18 protein-coding genes and 1 tRNA gene are annotated in these 18792 nt (G+C 37.6%); 6 read left to right on the top strand and 13 right to left on the bottom strand.

Annotation, left to right across the window (positions count from 1 at the left end):
* Positions 1–6: 6 nt before the first annotated feature.
* Complete coding sequence (locus B0G92_RS16425; RefSeq protein WP_101473057.1) at positions 7–2085, bottom strand: M48 family metalloprotease; 2079 nt, start codon at positions 2083–2085, stop codon at positions 7–9.
* Positions 2086–2359: 274 nt separating this feature from the next.
* On the opposite strand from B0G92_RS16425, the gene B0G92_RS16420 reads away from it, so the two are divergent.
* The gene (locus tag B0G92_RS16420; RefSeq protein ID WP_101473056.1) at positions 2360–2728 is read left to right on the top strand and encodes a hypothetical protein; all 369 of its coding nucleotides are present in this window, start codon (positions 2360–2362) and stop codon (positions 2726–2728) included.
* Between the two features lie 94 nt (positions 2729–2822).
* On the opposite strand, the gene B0G92_RS16415 is transcribed toward B0G92_RS16420, so the two are convergent.
* The 6 genes from B0G92_RS16415 to B0G92_RS16390 are packed head-to-tail and all read right to left on the bottom strand — an operon-like array spanning position 2823 to position 6157.
* Positions 2823–3311, bottom strand: coding sequence for a hypothetical protein (locus B0G92_RS16415; RefSeq protein ID WP_101473055.1), 489 nt, complete (start codon positions 3309–3311; stop codon positions 2823–2825).
* 49 nt (positions 3312–3360) lie between these two features.
* Positions 3361–3762, bottom strand: a complete 402-nt coding sequence (locus B0G92_RS16410) for a hypothetical protein (protein ID WP_101473054.1) — start codon at positions 3760–3762, stop codon at positions 3361–3363.
* 50 nt (positions 3763–3812) lie between these two features.
* Positions 3813–4445 (bottom strand): hypothetical protein, encoded by a 633-nt coding sequence (locus B0G92_RS16405; protein ID WP_143395061.1) that lies wholly within the window; start codon positions 4443–4445, stop codon positions 3813–3815.
* 49 nt (positions 4446–4494) lie between these two features.
* Positions 4495–4878 carry a hypothetical protein gene (locus B0G92_RS16400; RefSeq protein WP_101473052.1) on the bottom strand — a complete coding sequence of 128 codons (384 nt, stop codon included), beginning with the start codon at positions 4876–4878 and terminating at the stop codon, positions 4495–4497.
* Positions 4879–4918: 40 nt separating this feature from the next.
* Positions 4919–5701 (bottom strand): DUF4261 domain-containing protein, encoded by a 783-nt coding sequence (locus B0G92_RS16395; RefSeq protein WP_101473051.1) that lies wholly within the window; start codon positions 5699–5701, stop codon positions 4919–4921.
* A 45-nt stretch (positions 5702–5746) separates the two neighbouring features.
* Positions 5747–6157 carry a 5-fold beta-flower protein gene (locus tag B0G92_RS16390; RefSeq protein ID WP_101473050.1) on the bottom strand — a complete coding sequence of 137 codons (411 nt, stop codon included), beginning with the start codon at positions 6155–6157 and terminating at the stop codon, positions 5747–5749.
* A 262-nt stretch (positions 6158–6419) separates the two neighbouring features.
* Here B0G92_RS16390 and B0G92_RS16385 point away from each other — a divergent pair, with 262 nt between their 5' ends.
* The 4 genes from B0G92_RS16385 to B0G92_RS16370 all read left to right on the top strand — a co-directional run bounded on the left by B0G92_RS16385 (position 6420) and on the right by B0G92_RS16370 (position 9660).
* Positions 6420–7169 (top strand): LytR/AlgR family response regulator transcription factor, encoded by a 750-nt coding sequence (locus B0G92_RS16385; RefSeq protein ID WP_056069015.1) that lies wholly within the window; start codon positions 6420–6422, stop codon positions 7167–7169.
* A 178-nt stretch (positions 7170–7347) separates the two neighbouring features.
* Positions 7348–7890 carry a hypothetical protein gene (locus B0G92_RS16380; protein WP_101473049.1) on the top strand — a complete coding sequence of 181 codons (543 nt, stop codon included), beginning with the start codon at positions 7348–7350 and terminating at the stop codon, positions 7888–7890.
* Positions 7891–7929: 39 nt separating this feature from the next.
* On the top strand, positions 7930–8427 hold the full coding sequence (locus B0G92_RS16375) for a hypothetical protein (RefSeq protein ID WP_101473048.1): 498 nt from the start codon (positions 7930–7932) through the stop codon (positions 8425–8427).
* 93 nt (positions 8428–8520) lie between these two features.
* A complete protein-coding gene (locus B0G92_RS16370; protein WP_101473047.1) occupies positions 8521–9660 on the top strand; it encodes a hypothetical protein in 1140 nt (379 codons plus the stop codon).
* Positions 9661–9794: 134 nt separating this feature from the next.
* Here the strand turns inward: B0G92_RS16370 and B0G92_RS16365 are convergent, their stop codons facing one another.
* The 3 genes from B0G92_RS16365 to B0G92_RS16355 form a co-directional block, all read right to left on the bottom strand.
* Positions 9795–11027, bottom strand: a complete 1233-nt coding sequence (locus tag B0G92_RS16365) for a transglutaminase-like domain-containing protein (protein WP_101473046.1) — start codon at positions 11025–11027, stop codon at positions 9795–9797.
* A 193-nt stretch (positions 11028–11220) separates the two neighbouring features.
* The gene (locus B0G92_RS16360; RefSeq protein WP_101473045.1) at positions 11221–11766 is read right to left on the bottom strand and encodes a dihydrofolate reductase family protein; all 546 of its coding nucleotides are present in this window, start codon (positions 11764–11766) and stop codon (positions 11221–11223) included.
* A 71-nt stretch (positions 11767–11837) separates the two neighbouring features.
* Positions 11838–12572, bottom strand: a complete 735-nt coding sequence (locus B0G92_RS16355) for a helix-turn-helix transcriptional regulator (protein ID WP_101473044.1) — start codon at positions 12570–12572, stop codon at positions 11838–11840.
* 645 nt (positions 12573–13217) lie between these two features.
* Here B0G92_RS16355 and B0G92_RS16350 point away from each other — a divergent pair.
* A complete protein-coding gene (locus B0G92_RS16350) occupies positions 13218–16169 on the top strand; it encodes a T9SS type A sorting domain-containing protein (protein ID WP_101473043.1) in 2952 nt (983 codons plus the stop codon).
* A gap of 263 nt (positions 16170–16432) precedes the next feature.
* On the opposite strand, the gene B0G92_RS16345 is transcribed toward B0G92_RS16350, so the two are convergent.
* From B0G92_RS16345 to B0G92_RS16335, 3 genes are all read right to left on the bottom strand, one after another.
* Positions 16433–16507, bottom strand: a tRNA-Val gene (locus tag B0G92_RS16345).
* Between the two features lie 105 nt (positions 16508–16612).
* A complete protein-coding gene (locus tag B0G92_RS16340; RefSeq protein WP_101473042.1) occupies positions 16613–17833 on the bottom strand; it encodes a bifunctional folylpolyglutamate synthase/dihydrofolate synthase in 1221 nt (406 codons plus the stop codon).
* 20 nt (positions 17834–17853) lie between these two features.
* Positions 17854–18729 (bottom strand): hypothetical protein, encoded by an 876-nt coding sequence (locus B0G92_RS16335; RefSeq protein WP_101473041.1) that lies wholly within the window; start codon positions 18727–18729, stop codon positions 17854–17856.
* Positions 18730–18792: the final 63 nt, after the last annotated feature.

Here is an 18792-nt window from a genome sequence, read left to right as displayed (position 1 = left end):
ATAAAATTAGGCGAAATTTTCAGTGACCACCGGCGTTGTATGGTTTTTCATTAGTTCTTCCTGATAGGTCAATAATGCCTTTTTCATAAGGAAATATTTTCTGGATAATAAAAAGGCATAGTTATGCATGGCCGTATAAAGGATGTTTAAGTTGCCGTCAAGGTAGTTGGCTCCGTTAAAATACTCCCATTCCTTTGATGTGTATTCTTCAAGACTGTGTCTTATATCTTGTGTAATTTCTGTAGCCAAAACAGGATCAGACATTAGCAAGTGGATTTCTTGCTTTAGCTCCCTCTCAATAGGGTTAATACAATTTAGATTGCTTGCAATCTGATCGAAAGGCGTTGATACGTTCACAAATTGCAGTCCGTTTAAGAGCTTGATATACAGGTCGTACTTTGTGTCGAAAATCTTATCAAATGTAAAAAAGTCATTGTAGATAGATTTTAACAGCTGAGGTTTATTCAGTCGGGTCTCAATCTCAGTAAAATGATGATAGATGTCGGAATCATTTTTTTCGATTCTTGCATTAATGATATCGAGTTCGGATTTTAGTTTTTCTATGAGACTGTCAGCATCTTTTCTTTCGTATCGGAATCCGTCGTAGTCAAAAGATTTTATAGGAAACGATTTGTTTGCAATGTTTTTGAGTGTTTCCATATCATTTTGTAATGCGATGGAAGAATAAACCAAATCAACTTTTTCATCAGAATACAACTCATTAAAATCAATTTTGCTTTCAGCCGGATTGCCGTTCAAATCAAATATAGGATTCTTGTTGTCATAATAACCATTGTATATTTTGGCAAATGAATTCAATTGTACCTGCTGTTTGTATTCTTCAATAAACTGGTCTGATGGCATGACCATTGTGTCCTCCGGATAGCTTACATTTTCAAAAACTTTATTCGTTAATTGCTTTTGTAATGCTGTTATGTCTTTGAATAATTCATTCGCAGGCATATCAGCATGGCCCGGACTTAAAAATCCCGTTTTTTCCAATCGTTCTATCCTGTCATTAGTTGAAGGATGCGAAGCCCATTGATCTTTAATGCCCAACTTCGATTTGTCAAATTTGCTTTGTTCCTCTATCGCAATATCAGGAAGGCCATTTGTAAACGGAAGATTGTTTGTTTCTGCGAGAAAATGAATCACGGAAGATTGGTCATTATATATATTTTCGCTCATAATGTTTTCTGAAACCTTGGTATTATAATAGCTTAAAACATTACTGAAAGAATTGTCAGCTAAAGGCATTCTTAAAAGTGATTTTTTCAAGGGTTCATAGCCTGTTACACTAGCGGCTATTTCATCGGCATGAAACTCCATTTCTCTTGAAAGTGCCATATAGCTTTTATTTACCACCCCATATAGCTTTCTTAAAATCCACTGAATTCCTTGATTTATTTTTACGGCAAGAATAACAAATATTGAAAAATAGCCGCTTATGCTGGCCCATTTTTGGATGAGGTTGTCATACGATTCATTGTCATAGAGCATGTTAAAGATTACCTGATTTACATTGTAAACATAACTTCCAACTTTCATTGTTCTTTGGGAGAAATGACCAAACTCATGCGCCAATATGGCCCTTAATTCTTCTTTGGTTACCGTATTTACCAATCCTAATCCTATTTGAAGATTCTTTTTTATAGGTAAAAACATACTCCAAAAACTAGAGTCATAAAATACTGCGGCATTCACTTCAGATGATAAATACACTTTCTTAGGGAAGGTGGTTCCCACTTCAAGAACAAGGTCACGGATCATTTGAAATAATTCTGGTTCTTGGGATTCTTTAATTTCTATTAAGTGCGAACGGTCTGCTTTATGAGATTTAAAAATAAACTTCAATAGGAAAGCCACAATTAAAATTCCCAAACTCGCCAAGCCTATTCCCAATGCAATGGTCAAAAAATTGGGTTTTAATGCAATAAGAGAGAAACCTCCGGCAACGCTCAGTCCGGTCAAGACTAGTGCTAAAAGTAAGATGATTAAATAGGTCAGTACAAAAAAGCAGATTGCAAAAATTGATTTTGCAGCTTGATTTTTAAATTCTTTAGAAAGTTGGACTTCTTTTTTCATTCTATTTTAATTGTCTTTATAAAATTATACGTGGCGTTTTTATCAATGCTGAATTGTCTTTTGCTTCAATCTTTTACTTGTTTGTAATGATTGGCATCGGATGTTGGCAACAAATGTATTGATTTGTTAAAATAATTGTTAGGATGTTAAAAAATATTTCACCAAAGAATTAAGAACAGAATATCTTTAAAACTATTCACTACTAATTATCCACTATAAACTATCAATTACCAACCGTTTTTCGTACATTTAACCATCTGCTAAACCTACCACAATGAGAACAACACTATTCACATTATTTCTCTGCGTTACCTGTTTAACTGCAAAAGGGCAAACTGCCAAAGAACTTATTGGAAAATGGCAACTCTTACGTTATACACATAACGGACAGGAAAAAGATATTAAGGATTTCTTTAAGACAGACCAGGTATATCAGGTGTTTTATGAAAATGGCAAATTTGAAAGCCTTATTGGCGACGAAGTGCATAAAGGAAAATGGAAAATGTCAAAAGACAACCAATACCTGACACTTACCTCAACCCTGATTCCGATAAAACTTCATATCGATCTTTTTAAGGATGGAAAACGTATTACGTCTTATGAATCAATATGGACATTTGAACACAAAAAAATAAATGATTAATAGTTCTTCATGCGCATAAAGGAAAATCAGAAATAATTTTAACCCCGATAGATGTATCGGGGTTTTTGTTGTTACTGCTTTAAGAAATCAAATACTATATTTCATCTTTCCACCATTTGTCTTCGTCTGGAAAGCCATATTTTTTGGTGTCAATTTTCCAACTATTATTGTCTTTTTTCAGTACAAATTGTTCCTTTTTGGCTATCCCATGTTCAAAATAGGTTTCTACTACAGCACGATTTTCCGATTTCATTATAAGGCTGATTTTTGTGTCGGGATAGCTTAAATATTCGTAAGCGGTTGGTTTTCCAAAGGAACGCGAATCGTTATAGGTTTTTATACTGATTGGCGCAATTATTTCTTTGCAACGTTGGGCATATTCGTCCCATAAATCTTCTTCATCGGGATGTGTTTGATTGGGAGAAGCTCTTTTCTCTTCCAAAACCTGATAGCGATCATATATTTCCTGTTCTAATGCATCGATCAGCAACAGTTTGCCAATCAAAAAATCAAGTATTTCATGACCTAAATCCTGGAATTTTTCGGGTGTCTGGCTTAGATCAATGTTCAGTTTTTCTATCATGTTTTTTTTCAAGTGGATGTTTTGTAAATTTCCAGTTATTAATTTTGAGTTAGTCTAATCTAAAAAGCATAATATAAAATAACAATAACAAAGCCAGAGCAAACGGTATTACGATTAGGTATTTTCCTTTTTGTGCTACTTCTTCTTTTTCTACCAGTGACATTGTTTCGTACTCTTGCAATGTTTGTTCAAAAAAGCTTTTTCTGTTCATCATTCCAAAAATCAACAGATAAAACAAGCCAATTGACAGAAGCCCTACTGTTTTACCTATAAGTTTTGAACCCAATAGAGTCATGGTTTCAAATGAAGTATCTGAAAGACTATCGACTATAAAATCTAAATTCCATAAGGAGTAATCAATAATGAATATCAGGACTGTTCCTGCAAGTATCATGGAAGTTCCTTTTTTAGCAAGTTTAATTTCTTTTCCTCTGCCTTCAAGGTCAAACATATTGTACCAGAGTATTTTTTTTTAAATAAATCACAAATCATATTTCTTAATTATCTGACTCCCACCCAATTTCTGTCCAGATCACTGTAAGGATAAATATTGATCATTTTCAACATATTTACAAAACCTTTGTGTCCAAACATTTCTATTGTAGCCAATTCTTCTTCAAAAATTTCAATGCATAGCAACAAATGATGCTTTTGTTTTCCAATTTTGAATTCTTTGTAAAGATCAAAAATGATGTATTTGTTTTTGCCATCATTGTCTTTTAACTGGCATATTTCTAAAGGATTAAATTCCTTTTTAGAGGCCACGCCGGCAATCTGCGTAAAAGTGTCACAAATACGTCTTTCAATTTGATTGAATTGTGTGGGTGGTTCCTGCTCCGGATTATTATAAGTTTGTTTCGTAAAAGCGATTAATTCATACGTGCCTTTTTTATTTTTAGGACCATTTCCATCAGGGGTGATTAACTGCATGGTTGTAAGTCCTGTACCGGATATATGATTTGGGAAATAATACATGTCAACAGCCCCGACAGTCATGTCAGCAATAGTTCCAAATGGAATTATTGAATGCCCGACAGTCTCAGCCGAAACCCCTAAAACAGATTCTATTGATTTTAGCTTTAGATTATGATATTCTGCGAATTGCTCATTTGTGAAATTTTGGTCGTCTTTCATTTTTTGTTTCAACATTTTATTTAAAAAACTCATATCCTTCCGTATTAATTTAACCTACCAATGTATCGTCAATAATTTCCCATTTTTTCAGGTCTAATATGATTTCTGTAGAACCAAATCTTAGTCTGCCAATAATTAATTTCCAGGTAGAATTTTCATCATCATTTTCGGGCAACGTGATTTTGTGTATACTGACAGGCATTTTATAGTTAACCAACGTTTTAATATCTTCTGCATGGAACTCTTCCAGTTTTGTCCGTGCAAAAGTTTTGTAATCATCTAAATGAACATTTAATAATTCCAATAAAAAGTCAATTTGCTCAGCTTTTAACTTTGTAATTTTAACGGTATTTTCATTTCCGCCGTGAATTCTTAATTCTTTATTGATAGGAGATAAAAGTTTCTTTAGTTCTTCCCTTTTTAAATCTGCCATGACTTTTATTGTTTAATGAGAATAATAGCATTAGAATTTTTTACAATTCCAGTTTGAAAGATTCTCCTTCTACAAATTTTCCTTTTGATTGTGTTATTTTGATTTTCTGCTCAGCCGTATAGCCTAATGTTTCACCACTTTTAAAGGTAACATTGCTGTTGATAACATAAGCACAAATCTGACTTAAAAAGGTGTGTAATTCTCTTAAACCAAGAGGAGCATTTACAAACTCCATTTCCAGTTTATCAAAAGCGGTCAATCCGTAAGAATAGGCACTATTCGTCTGTTCTCCTCTGCGAATACCGATGTAAATCCACAGGTCGAGAGGAATTTGATTTGATTTTAATGCCTCTGCACTATCAAGATATTGTGCTTTTGGGATAAGCAAGGATTGAGTGCCCTGGTATACTCCAATACAATTGCTTGTTGCAAGAATGGCCGTTAGTACTTTTGTCAAAATTCCAAAGCGTTCTTTAGCGGTAGTGTTACTTGATAATATAGTTACCAGTCCGTGTACATTGTGATTCTCCAAATCTTTTACCGCAGTTGGCCAGTTATAGGCATACTGTGCAGCTCCTTGAATGTCGCCCATTGGAATTTGCGCTGCTACTGTTGCCAAAACGACTGTTTCTCCCTGAACATAAAAACTCGCTGCTTCTGTAGATTTATCGATATCCGTTACGTCAATTCCCCAATCAGATTGGAGGTAGGCTATTACTTTGTCGATATCAAATCTTTCTCCATTGTTAAACATTGGCATTGCCAGTAACAGGTTGCTTTTAGCAGTTTCTTCCTTTTTTTCTTTTTTTGTAAAAAATCCCATTTTATAGTATGTTTTAATAGTTTATCTCTTTGTTTTTTTTTGGGGTTACATCTTAAAAAAGAAATATACAACCGCCACCCATTCTTTCTTTATTCCTTTGGCATAACCAATAGTACTGCGGCTGGCATTCTCAACCGTTCCGTCATCTTTGATATAGCCCAGAGTGGAGCGGCTGCTGTTTTCTACAGTTCCATCACTCTTTACATAGCCAACTGTTGAGCGGCTGCTGTTTTCAATAGTTCCATCACTTTTAATGTAACCAATGGTGCTCCGGCTACTGTTTTCAATAGTGCCATCGCTTCTGATATAACCAACCGTTGAGCGGCTGCTGTTTTCAATAGTTCCATCACTTTTAATGTAACCAATGGTGCTTCGGCTACCGGATTCGATAGTTTGTGCTTTGGTAATTGTAAAGCTTACTAAAGCCATAATAAGGAGGAGTGCTGTTTTATTCATTTTTTTAAAATAATGTTATAATTATGAATATTCTTTTTTATTTTTGGTCAGTTGTTTCATTTCTGAAAAATCTTTAGAATGATTCAAATATAGAAGAAAGAAATGTCAATATATAATTAAATTAAGCAACGTTGCGTTTTGGGTTATTAACGTTGAGTAGTTTGTGTTAATCGTTTTAATAAGATTTTCTTGCACTGATATTTTTTAGCGGTTTCGATGACTAACATTTGAAATTCCTTATATTTACGAAAACTAGAATTATATGATACGAGCTGTCGTTATTGATGATATTGAGCGCATTAGAAAAGAAAATATTGCGATTATAAAATCAAATTGTCCGAATATCTCAATAATCGGACAGGCAGATTCAGTAGAGTCGGGTGTGAAATTAATAAAACTCACTTCACCTGATCTTGTTTTTCTTGATGTTGAGATGAGCGACGGAACGGGTTTTGATCTGCTCCAGAAACTAAAACCAATTCAATTTAAGGTTATTTTTATTACAGGCTATGAGGATTTTGCAATCCGTGCTTTCCGTTTTTCTGCTATTGACTACCTGCTGAAGCCGCTTGATGCCACAGAGCTGGTCGATGCGGTAAAAAAAGCGCAGGAATCGTTCAATAAAGAGATTTTCGATACAAAACTCAATAATCTGTTTTCCAATATCGAACGCCCAAAGAATCTTCAAAAACTGATACTCAAAACTGCCGATAAAATCTATTCGGTCAATATTCAGGATATTGTAAGCTGCGAAGCCGATAAAAACTACACTACCTTTAATTTTATTAATGCTCCAAAACTTATTGTTTCTACGAATCTCAAAGAATATGAAACAATGTTGGTGCCTTATAATTTTTTCCGTACTCACAAGTCACACCTGGTCAATATGGCCTATTTCGACCATTTTATAAAGTCGGATGGCGGGAACACAATCGTAATGCAAAACAAGCTTACGATACCTCTATCAGTACGTAAAAAAGAAGAATTTCTTTTGCTGCTCGAGAATATGTAAGTTTTTTACGTTTAAAACATTTCTTCTTTCATTCCAAACGATAGTCCTGTAAAAAGCTACGCAGGTTCATCGGTCCGAATTTTCATTTCTTTTTGATTTAGTATTGCAATGTGGTTCAGGAACATCAAGTTTTCTGAAACGGCCAAACTTAACTTTATTACAACCTAAATCAATTTAAATGAAAACAACAGTACGCATTTTAGGAGTCTTTATCATTTTGCTTATTTTGTTTGCAAGCGCTGCATCCATCTGGAGAGCTGAGCGCGATAAGACTGAACTTCGTGAAAGTCAGGCAGCAATTGCTGAGGCACAGCAATCCCTTGCTTTATTGAAAGAAGAAGCCAAGAACATGACAGGCGAATCGAAAGTACAAATCGAAAGCCAGATAGCAGAAGCAGAATCGGATATTAAAAAACTCCCGGCCGAATCTACCTTTACAATTGTACAAGTATTGTTCGGGTCTTCTATGTTGTTGTCAATTGTTTTCGGAGTATTCCTTTTTCGTCCGAATTTGAAATCGTCAAAGACTTTGCTGGTGGCATCTATTCTACTTTTACTGGCTACTTATTTTATTTCGCCTGACATTGATGGAGGGAAATATTCAGGATTTTCAAGAAGAACATTGGCACTAATAACAGGAATCCCACTTATTGTTGTAGCATTATTTGCTTTCTGGATTGCGAAGAAAAAGAATGCCGAAAGCCTGCGTAGTGGACGCTAAACGAAATCAATAACTAACTGTTTAAATATTTTTATAATTATGAAATTAAGAAATGTAATGTTTGGGCTGGTCATTGCGCTAGCGGTATCCTGCGGATCAAAAGAAACTAAAGAAAACGATACGGTTGCTACAGACAGCACCGCTACAGAAGCTGTTGAGACAAAAGCTCCGGCATCAGTCAAAGAAACTTTGACAAAAGTTTGGGTGGTAGATGACATTAATTACAATGTGGGCCTTAATGCAGCAAAGGATAAAGAGGCATATAAAGCACAGCTTGAAAAAGTACTGGCTGATATGAAAGGAAAAAGTGAATTGAATCTTGGTGCTGATGGGAAAGTTACCGTTGAAATGATGGACCATACCAATACAATCAAAAATTACACTGGAACCTGGTCGCTTACTGATGAGGACAAAACTCTAAACGTAATGCCTGAAGGCGCATTGGATCCGTTTCAATGGACTATTTGGGAAATTAGTCCGGAAAGCTTGTCGTTATTGATAAATAATACGACGATGAAATTCGTTCCTAAAAAATAAATCAACAACATCTTACTTAATTCATTGGTGAACCACAGCCGAAAGGTTGTGGTTTTTTTGAGATTATTTAAGCTTAATATAAAACATCTGAAAATGAAAAAAATTCTATTTGTTCTGTTTTTGGCGATGAGCGCTACCAGTTATGCGCAACTTTCTGCCTATATCAACGGGAAGGCAATCAAAGAAGGAGCAAGCGTCTCCAAAAAAGATCTTGCATCGCTGCAGGTTGGTTTTAAGAATCAGAAAAAAGTCACCATTATTTCCGGAATAAGCGCACTCTATGTTCAGCTTCTTGACGCAAATAAAAAAGATATCCAGTCTTTTTTCCTTCAAAAAGACGGCTATGTTGCCATCGAAGATTTTTTTAAAAGTAACACCCCAACAACAAAGTATAAAGTATTTGGTGAAGGAGGTTTTCTTAGCAATGGCAATACGCTTGATTGGATATTGTCAGCAGCCGTTGGGCAAGAAGCTCAGAAAACCATACAGGTAAAAATCGGGTTGTACGTTGCTGAAGAAACAGGTTACAGACAGTACGGGCAAAGTGTAAGATTGTTAGAGCCTATGACATTCAACGTGCCGATTTGGGACGCAAAAAATGTGACTATGCCATTCCTCGACCTTACTATCGATAAGACCAATATAGCGGGGGATATGGACACCAAGCAAAACGGGATGTTAGGCAGAAAAGAGACTGAGATTGGATATAGGCTCATTGAAAAAGACAAAATATGGTATACTGCTTTTGCTCTTGATAGTGATAAATATCCGGGGCTGAACGCCAAAGAAGTAGCAGACGATTTTATTCATGCAGGAACGTTCTATGCGAATTATAACCAGATGAATGATAAAAAACCATTTAAGGATTATGATATTCAGAAATATACATTGCCTTGGGACCATATCAACGATTTGCTGGATTCGAAAAACAGGCTGTCTAAACTTTCCTACCGTGTCAACAAAGAAGCCAAGAATAGTAACCTGATGAATTTGTTTGAAACAGTTACTATCAATGGCATGAAAGGCTATGCATTTAAAAGCAGTACGGATGAACGTGAGCATATTAATGCGACCAAATGGACTCCAAAAGGGAACTTTGTTATTTACATCCTGGAACATCCAACGAATCCAAAACTGACCCTTATCATTTCAAGCTCTGTAAAAAATAACGGAAATACTCTGGAAGAAACTGATGCGCTTCTCCAGACTTTTATCAATAGCATCAAAAAATAATAAATAGTATAAGGTTGTTTAAAACCGCAGTTATTAACTGCGGTTTTTTTATTTAAGTAAAATAACTAATGTAGTTTTGTTACTATCCTTTTGTAGTAATCAGTTTTCAAAACCTGATTCTTCTCACAAATTTTTTACTGCTGGGTTTTTATTTCAGGCGATTTCCAAAAATAAGCAGGGTCATGAGTGATAACATTATTTTTTAGATACTTATTACTGTCTTTGTCAAAACCAGTTGGGATGAGCGAAATATATTGTAAATCGGCATCGGCTTGTCTGTATCTGCTTTCTGTATTGAACTGGCTTTTGTTAGTGCACTGAATCCAATATAGGTTTTTGGCCATATAATTATCAAGATACCAGATTTTGGTTACTTTCGTTTCTGAATTTAACTTCATGGACTGATTGTTTCTTAATCGTTCCCTAACTTCTTCAATACTCAGCAGGTTATTGTTTTCGTCCATGACATAAGCCCCGTGAGAAGCATCCATCCAAAGCCATTTTTTTAGCGTTTCTGAATATACACTATTAATGACATGGCAGTCGGTATCCGTGTCGTCTTTTGGCATACAGGTTACGTAGCGTGATTTAAAACCCATTGCGAGATACATTTCATTTAATGTCATAGCCTTGTGTCTGCAATTGATTCCTTTGCCTGTTGCCTTATGGTAGTTATAAAAATCAATGGCATCAAATTCACATAGTGCCCAATTGGTACCGTCATATTTGATACTGTTGGTAACAAACAACATGATATTGATTATTTTTGAAACTTCATCACCTGTTCCGGCTATAGAATCCAACTTGAAATATCGTTTCACTTCTGTTAGATTGCGGTCATTTGCTGCCTGATAATTAAAGGCGGGTAAAGAACTTTTATTTTCTGATATGTAATTCCCGGATTGCTGTAGCAGGAATAACTTGTCGTATTGTTTTAATTGACTAAATGCCTTTATAAACTTTTTCTCCTTGCGAATGTTTGTTAAATCGGCATCATTTAGCGCATTCTGATAATCTTTATAACCCCAGTCTATTGCTTTTTCAAAGCTGGCAATTGCTTGTTTTTTTTCATTTAATAATGATTGTAAACAAGCCAAATTATAGTAAACATTGGCATATACATCTTTAATGGTAGGTTGGAATTCCTGCTTTTCTTTTTCAGTTAATTTTAAATTATCTAATGAAGTAGCAACTGTGTTTAAAACTGTAGCGGCCTGTTGGTATTCCTTTGCGGGATAATGTTTGTTATACTCGACTTGTGCTTTTTGCAAGTCCGAAAGAAATTTGTTCCATGTTGGTGAGCTGGATTGTGCAAATGAGCTGAATGCAAAAAATGCTGCCAAAAATAAGGTAGTCAAAAGTTTCATAGGTCGTTCTATTTTTTGATGATTGATTTTAAAAATATGATTTTTTAAAACTCTTTTGCATTAAGACGAGACTCCTTTTGAAATGTAACAGAACATTGTGAAAAAATAAAAAAAGGGGTAGGTTTTTAAGGTGTGGATGTTTTAAGAGGTTCAGCTTACATAAAAGCCCAACCGAAGAGTTCAGCCTGGTTTTTTAGGATTCATTATTGTTTTTACTCTTGTAATGCAACTGTGTTAATCCTGTATCAAACGTTTTTGCCTTCACGAATTCAAGTATTTGTTCAGGTCTTCCATCCTTGAAAAGTCTCGTTCCGTTGCCTAATAAAACCGGGATAACCGAAATTTTGAATTCATCTATTAAAGTATGCTTCATTAGCTCATTTATTATTTCAGCACCACCGTCGCAATATATATTCTTTCTCTGTTCGGATTTCAATTGTTTAACTAAGTCGGTAATGCTTCCCGTATAGAAAATAGTTCTGCCTAGCTGAGGACGTTCCGTTCCTGTAATGACATACACATCTCTTTGTCCGTTATCGTAATGGGATGGACCGATTTCTTTTAATACATAATCATAGGTTTTTCTGCCAATAATTATTGTGTCAATTGTTGATACAAATTCCGAATAGCCATAATCCTCCCCCTCTTTTTCTACGAGTTTCAGAAAGCTGAGGTCATCATTAGGTTTTGCAATGTAACCATCTAAACTCATTGCAATGAAAAGTGATATTTTTCGCATCTATTATGCATTTAATGTTTTTGCAAATTTATTTTTAGACAAACAATAATGCTTTGTAAAAATGCGACAAATTACAGATGTGATGGCCAAAGTCCGGTATTCCGTCTGATTTCATTACTAAGGTGCGAATGATCATAATAACCACATTCAAAGGCTATATCTAATAAACTCCGGTCTTGTTTGGAATTTTTAATCACACGCAGTGCATTCTGAAATCGAATAATATTGGAATATTCTTTTGGAGTTAATCCGATGTATTTTTTAAAATTCCTTTCAAGCTGCCTTACGGTTGTAAAGTTCTTTTTTGATAGTTCGGAAATACTTATTTGCCCGTTTGTCAAATGTATGTCATTAATAACGGGTTGTAATTGGATGTGTTGGCTTTTTACTCTTTCAGAATAGAAATGGTCAAAGTAGCGGAATGGGTTGTCAACTATTTTATCAATATCAAATGAGTTGTGTTTTTCAAATTCAACAGTATCATTAGTCAGCTCATTTTGGTCAGCATAATTATAGAAATTAGCAAAAGTTGCAGGTTTCAGGCAAACACCTAACAAATGAGTGTTAATGTTAATAAAGCTATCTTTGAAAGAATTCATTGCACCAACTATATAGGTTTTTCCAAACTCCATAGAAACTGAACCGTTATCCGTCAAACAAGTATCTCCCAAATTTATTAGAATGCCGGCACAGCCATCAGGGAAAACCCGTTCTCTTTGGAGTTCGGCTTCGTTTCCTTTTAATTCCCAGTAAAAATGAATAAAAGGATTTAAATCTTTATAAGGTTTTATTATTTTGTACTCCATTGGTTTTGGTATTGTTCGATACAGTGCTAACAAGTTATATGCCCAAACACGATATATCTTCACTGTTGTAGAAGTGTATTTGCCGCATCATCAATAACCGTTTTACAATACTACACAAAAAAAACTTTTGGATTGATTATTTTAACACAGTAAAAGTACTCCGTTTGAAGTCCCAACATTTGGATTTTCTTGTTTTTAAACACGTCCTGAAAAGAACGAATATCCTGTAATGGTTTACAGTAATCCGCTTATAGTTAGCACTTGTTCATTGTTCCGGATTTTTTCTTGCTTTTGAACTATCATTGTAACGTATTTGTGTGATTTCGTGATTTGCATTTCGTCATTATCGTTCAATGTTCAAAGAATAAGATAATCAATCTAATCATTAATCTGTACAGGCGAATATGGTGATAACCCATTAAAAATGCCGGAATACTTTCTTGAACATACATTGAATTTATGGTTTCGATTTACAATTTGCTCCATATCGATAGTACCCAATACTTTGTGCAGGCTGTTTAAAAGATGTTCAATGAAAATGTGAAATAGTAAACTTGTATATAATATTTTCTGTCAGTTTCTTTGGAACCTACAAAATGCTTTATATGTTTGCCGTCGAAAATTTATTAACCCGCAATAACAAATATGAAAAGAATAATTACAATTTTATTAGTATCACTAAGCCTACAGTTGTCAGCGCAATGTGTTCAAAAGGCCGGCGCAGGATCCTCCTGTACTTTTGTAATCAAATCAGACGGAACACTTTGGGCCTGGGGTAGAAATAACTATGGCCAATTGGGAATCGGTAATACTACTAATACTCCGGTAAAAACCCAGGTCGGTACTGCTTCAAACTGGCAAAATATAGAAGGCGGGCAATTCCATACAGTAGCCATAAAAGCAGATGGGACGCTTTGGACATGGGGCTTTAATTCCAGCGGCCAGTTAGGGCTTGGTAATACCACTAACAGAACCATCCCAACTCAGGTATCCTCCAGTAATGTCTGGTCTAGCGTAGCTGCAGGATATGATCATACAGTGGCAATTACGAATGATGGAACCATGTATGCCTGGGGTCTAAACGATCATGGCCAGTTAGGTGACGGTACCACTACCAACAGGACTACTCCCAGACTTATCGGAACGGGTTGGAAGAGTGTTTCTGCAGGAAATAATGTCACAATCGCTGTAAAAACGGATGGTACACTTTGGGGTTGGGGCGAAGGCAGTCAGGTTGGTGATGGCACAACTGCTGACAAACGTTCGCCTGTTCAGCTAGGAACAGCCACCAATTGGAAGAGTGTAAGCCGTGGTGTAAGCCATGCCTTAGCTTTAAAAACGGATGGGACACTTTGGGCATGGGGAACGGGCGGACGTGGCCAAATGGGTAACGGTACTACTTCCGGATACTCAGTACCTACGCAAGTGGGAACTGATACTAACTGGGAAAGCGTTAAGGCAGGTTTTTTCTTCAGTATTGGTAGGAAAACTGACGGTACGATATGGGCATGGGGACAGAATACATACTACCAGTTGGGCTTAGGGGCAAGCACTGCGGATGTATTGGTTCCTACTCAAATTGGTACTGAAAATGACTGGCGTACCATTTCAGTAGGTACAAGTTCATTATTTTCCGGAGCTATAAAAAATGATGGTTCATTCTGGGCCTGGGGCTATAACAATTACTCGCAATTGGGTGACGGGCTTACAGGGCGACTGCAGGTGCCGACATTGATTGCCTGTCCGGGAAGTATGATCGTAACTGAAACGGCCTGTGACAGCTATACCTGGGCAGCTACTGGAATAACTTATACTACAAGCGGAATCTATATCGATTCGGTTACCAGTAATGAATTGCATTTGACCATCAACAACAGTACGACATCGAGCGTTACCGAAACGGCTTGTAACAGTTATACCTGGGCTGAAAACGGAACGACTTACACAACGAGCGGAACCTACACCCATGTTACGACCAACGCTTCCGGATGTACAAACACCGCAACGCTGAACCTGACCATCAATAACAGCACGACATCGAGCGTTACCGAAACGGCTTGTAACAGTTATACCTGGGCTGAAAACGGAACGACTTACACAACGAGCGGAACCTACACCCATGTTACGACCAACGCTTCCGGATGTACAAACACCGCAACGCTGAACCTGACCATCAATAACAGCACGACATCGAGCGTTACCGAAACGGCTTGTAACAGTTATACCTGGGCTGAAAACGGAACGACTTACACAACGAGCGGAACCTACACCCATGTTACGACCAACGCTTCCGGATGCACGAACACCGCAACGCTGAACCTGACTATCAACAATAGTACGACATCGAGTGTTACCGAAACGGCCTGCGACAGTTATACCTGGGCGGTAAACGGAACGACATATACAACGAGCGGAACCTACACCCATGTTACGACCAACGCTTCCGGATGTACGAACACCGCAACGCTGAACCTGACCATCAATAACAGCACGACGTCAAGCATTACAGAAACGGCTTGCGACAGTTATACCTGGGCGGCAAACGGAACGACTTATACAACGAGCGGAACCTACACCCATGTTACGACCAACGCTTCCGGATGCACGAACACCGCAACGCTGAACCTGACCATCAACAACAGCACGACATCAAGCGCTACCGAAACGGCCTGCGACAGTTATACCTGGGCGGCAAACGGAACGACTTATACAACGAGCGGAACCTACACCCATGTTACGACCAACGCTTCCGGATGCACGAACACCGCAACGCTGAACCTGACCATCAACAACAGCACGACATCAAGCGCTACCGAAACGGCCTGCGACAGTTATACCTGGGCGGCAAACGGAACGACTTATACAACGAGCGGAACCTACACCCATGTTACGACCAACGCTTCCGGATGCACGAACACCGCAACGCTGAACCTGACCATCAACAACAGCACGACATCAAGCGCTACCGAAACGGCCTGCGACAGTTATACGTGGGCGGCAAACGGAACGACTTACACAATGAGCGGAACGTACACCCATGTTACGACCAACGCTTCCGGATGTACCAACACGGCAATATTAAATTTAACCATAAACAATTCGGAATCTCCGGTTGGTGAATCGTCCCAGACAATAACCGTTGACGTTTCCGGTGATGCAACAATCTCTGATATTGTTATCAGTCCGTCAACTGTTGTCTGGTATGCCTCTGAATCGGATGCAATATCACATACTAATCCGCTGAACAGCACTACAACTTTGGTGAACGGAGCTACTTATTATGCAGTCTATACGACAAGTCAAGGTTGTAGCAGCGCTCCATATCCGGTAACGGTTTCGGTTGCCTTGGGTACGAATTCTTTTAATGATGCAAAGCTTAGTTTTTATCCAAATCCAACTTCGGACGTGCTGTACATTAAATATAGCCATACAATTAATACTATAAGTGTAAATAATGTATTGGGCCAGGAAGTATATGCCAAATCGATAAATGCGAATGACGGAGTAGTGGAATTTTCGAATTTACCGTCAGGGAATTACTTTGTTAAGGTAACTAGTGGTGATTCCGCGAAAATTATTAAAATTATAAAAAAATAAATAAAACAATTGCTTAATGACTAAATCCCAAATTCTGATAAGAGTTTGGGATTTTTTTATGATACGGTTAGTAAGTAAACAAGTTTGAAAGTAAAGATAGGTTGCCTGGATTGACAGATGTATTGTGAAGGTCGGGAGAAAGCTGTTAGTGAGGTTTTACTTTTTTAGCCATTGCTGAAAACAAACATCCTGTGGCAAAATTTATAAACGTTGTGCCAAAGAAAAAGCCTCACTAGGATTTCCTGGTGAGGCTTAAGTTTCTGTGGGCGATGAGGGATTCGAACCCCCGACCCTCTGGGTGTAAACCAGATGCTCTGAACCAACTGAGCTAATCGCCCTTATTACCTCACATCATTTTGATTATTGTAATGGTGTTCGGTGAACTTGTTTGCGAGTGCAAATATAGACTGTTTTTTTATATCTGCAAACAATATTCGTAAAAATTATAAAATTTCTGCCACTACAAATGTGCTTCCGCCAATGTAGATAAAATCCGTTTCAGAAGCATTTTCTAAAGCGTTTTTGTAAGCTTCTGCAACAGAGGAGTATACTTTTCCGTTAAGCCCAAAAGTTGCTGCTTTTTCTTGTAATGCTGTTGCGTCTAGTCCGCGGGGAATATTGGGCCTGCAAAAATAATATTTGGCATTTTTTGGAAAAAGAGGCAGTACATCATCCAAATCTTTGTCGTTTACAACACCCAAAACAATGTGCAGAATGTCAAATTTTTGACGAGCGACCTGTTTCATAACAATTTCCAGTCCGTGTTTGTTATGGGCTGTATCGCAAATTACCTTAGGAGCTTCTTTTAATTGCTGCCAACGTCCTTGCAATCCGGTGTTTTTTATGACATTCCAGAGTCCATCTTTTATATTTTCTTCTGAAATTAGAAAATTACCCTGCGACTGCAGTGCGCGAACGGCCTGTAATACGGTTTTCTTATTTTGTTCCTGATAATCTCCCGTAAGGGTAGAAGGGAAGGTAGTGTTGGTTAAATCGGAAGCGAAGTATATTTCAGACTGCATTTCTGTTGCTCTTTTCTCAAATACGGGTCTTGTTTCTGTAGTATATTCTCCAATAACTACAGGAGTTTTTGGTTTGATGATTCCGGCTTTTTCAAAAGCAATCTTTTCCATCGTATTGCCTAAAAACTGTACATGGTCCATCCCGATATTGGTAATAACAGAAAGTAAAGGAGAAATGATATTGGTGGAATCCAATCGCCCGCCCATACCCACTTCAATAATGGCAATATCTACCTTTTCCTGACGGAAATAATCAAAGGCCAGTCCAACGGTCATTTCAAAAAAACTCAACTGGTTCTGTTCAAAAAAAGATTTGTTTGCAGCGATAAATTGTATCACAAAATCTTCTGAGATTTCTTTGCCGTCAATTTTTATTCTTTCCCTGAAATCTTTTAAATGAGGAGAAGTATAGAGTCCGGTTTTATATCCGGCTTCCTGTAAAATCGAAGCCAGAAAATGAGAGGTAGAGCCTTTTCCATTAGTTCCGGCTACATGAATTGTTTTAATGTTCTTTTCCGGATGATGAAGATGGTTGGCTAATAAAACAGTATTGGTCAGGTCTTCTTTGTAAGCCGAAGCGCCTTGTTTTTGATACATTGGCAGCTGGCTAAACATCCAGTCTAAGGTTTCGGTATAGGTCATCAGGAGATGATTTCAGTAATTTAATTTAAGCCGAAGTTATAAATGATTTTACCAACCTGGCGGTCAGGGGCATCACTGCTTGCCTGCCATTTGGTTCTCATGGCGGCTTGTTTTGCCTGGTCTCTTAAACATTTGGCTGTAATGGTAGTTCCCTTGATTCCGGCAGTAGCGCTAATGGTATTGCCGTTTTTATCTACAGACACTTCAACAACAACAATCCCGGTTTCATTACTGCAATCGCTGTTGGGCATTGGTTTTGACAAAGCTTTTCGGTTTCCTAACGAATAACCGCCTCCGCTTCCGCCGCCAGAGCCTGGTCCGCTTCCCGGTCCATTTCCGGGACCGTTACCCGGTCCGTTCCCGCCTCCGGTTCCTCCGCCAGAGCCACCATCGCCATAATAATTGTTGGAATTTTTATCGCCATTCAGCTTTCCTTTATTTCCCGATATTCCATCGTCACCATCACCGCCTTTATTGGCACCACCCAAAATGCTGGAAAGTGCATCATTTGTGGATTTGGATGGTTTTTTGACTTCAACCGGAGTAGTAGTAGGTTTTTTGACTTCTGTTTTGACAGGCTTTTTTGTTTCGGTAACAGAAACAGCATCCTCATCAGAGTCTTGCGTCAAAATGTCTTCCTGTGAACTGGCTGTTGGCTGTGGTGCTGACTTTGTCGTTTGGGTTACTTTTAAAACCTCACTGGTATAATCAGCACCAGAACCAAACTCACTATCGCCAAAATTTACGGTCACACCTCCACCTCCGCCTCCGGCAAGTTCCTGGATTCTTTCCTCGGTAGCAAATTTGATCAGAAACAAAAGCAATAGCAGCAACGCAAACAAAGCTGTTGTGATGGCTAAGGATTTTTTTTGTTCGTCAGAAAGGGTGACATTCATAGTTTTTGCGAATTATGCTTGATAAAGATAACGTAATTATCGAAAAAATGTTATCTGAATACT

The organism is Flavobacterium lindanitolerans, assembly GCF_002846575.1.
In the GTDB taxonomy this organism is placed as follows: domain Bacteria; phylum Bacteroidota; class Bacteroidia; order Flavobacteriales; family Flavobacteriaceae; genus Flavobacterium; species Flavobacterium lindanitolerans.
This window is presented reverse-complemented; position numbering and strand designations above follow the sequence as displayed.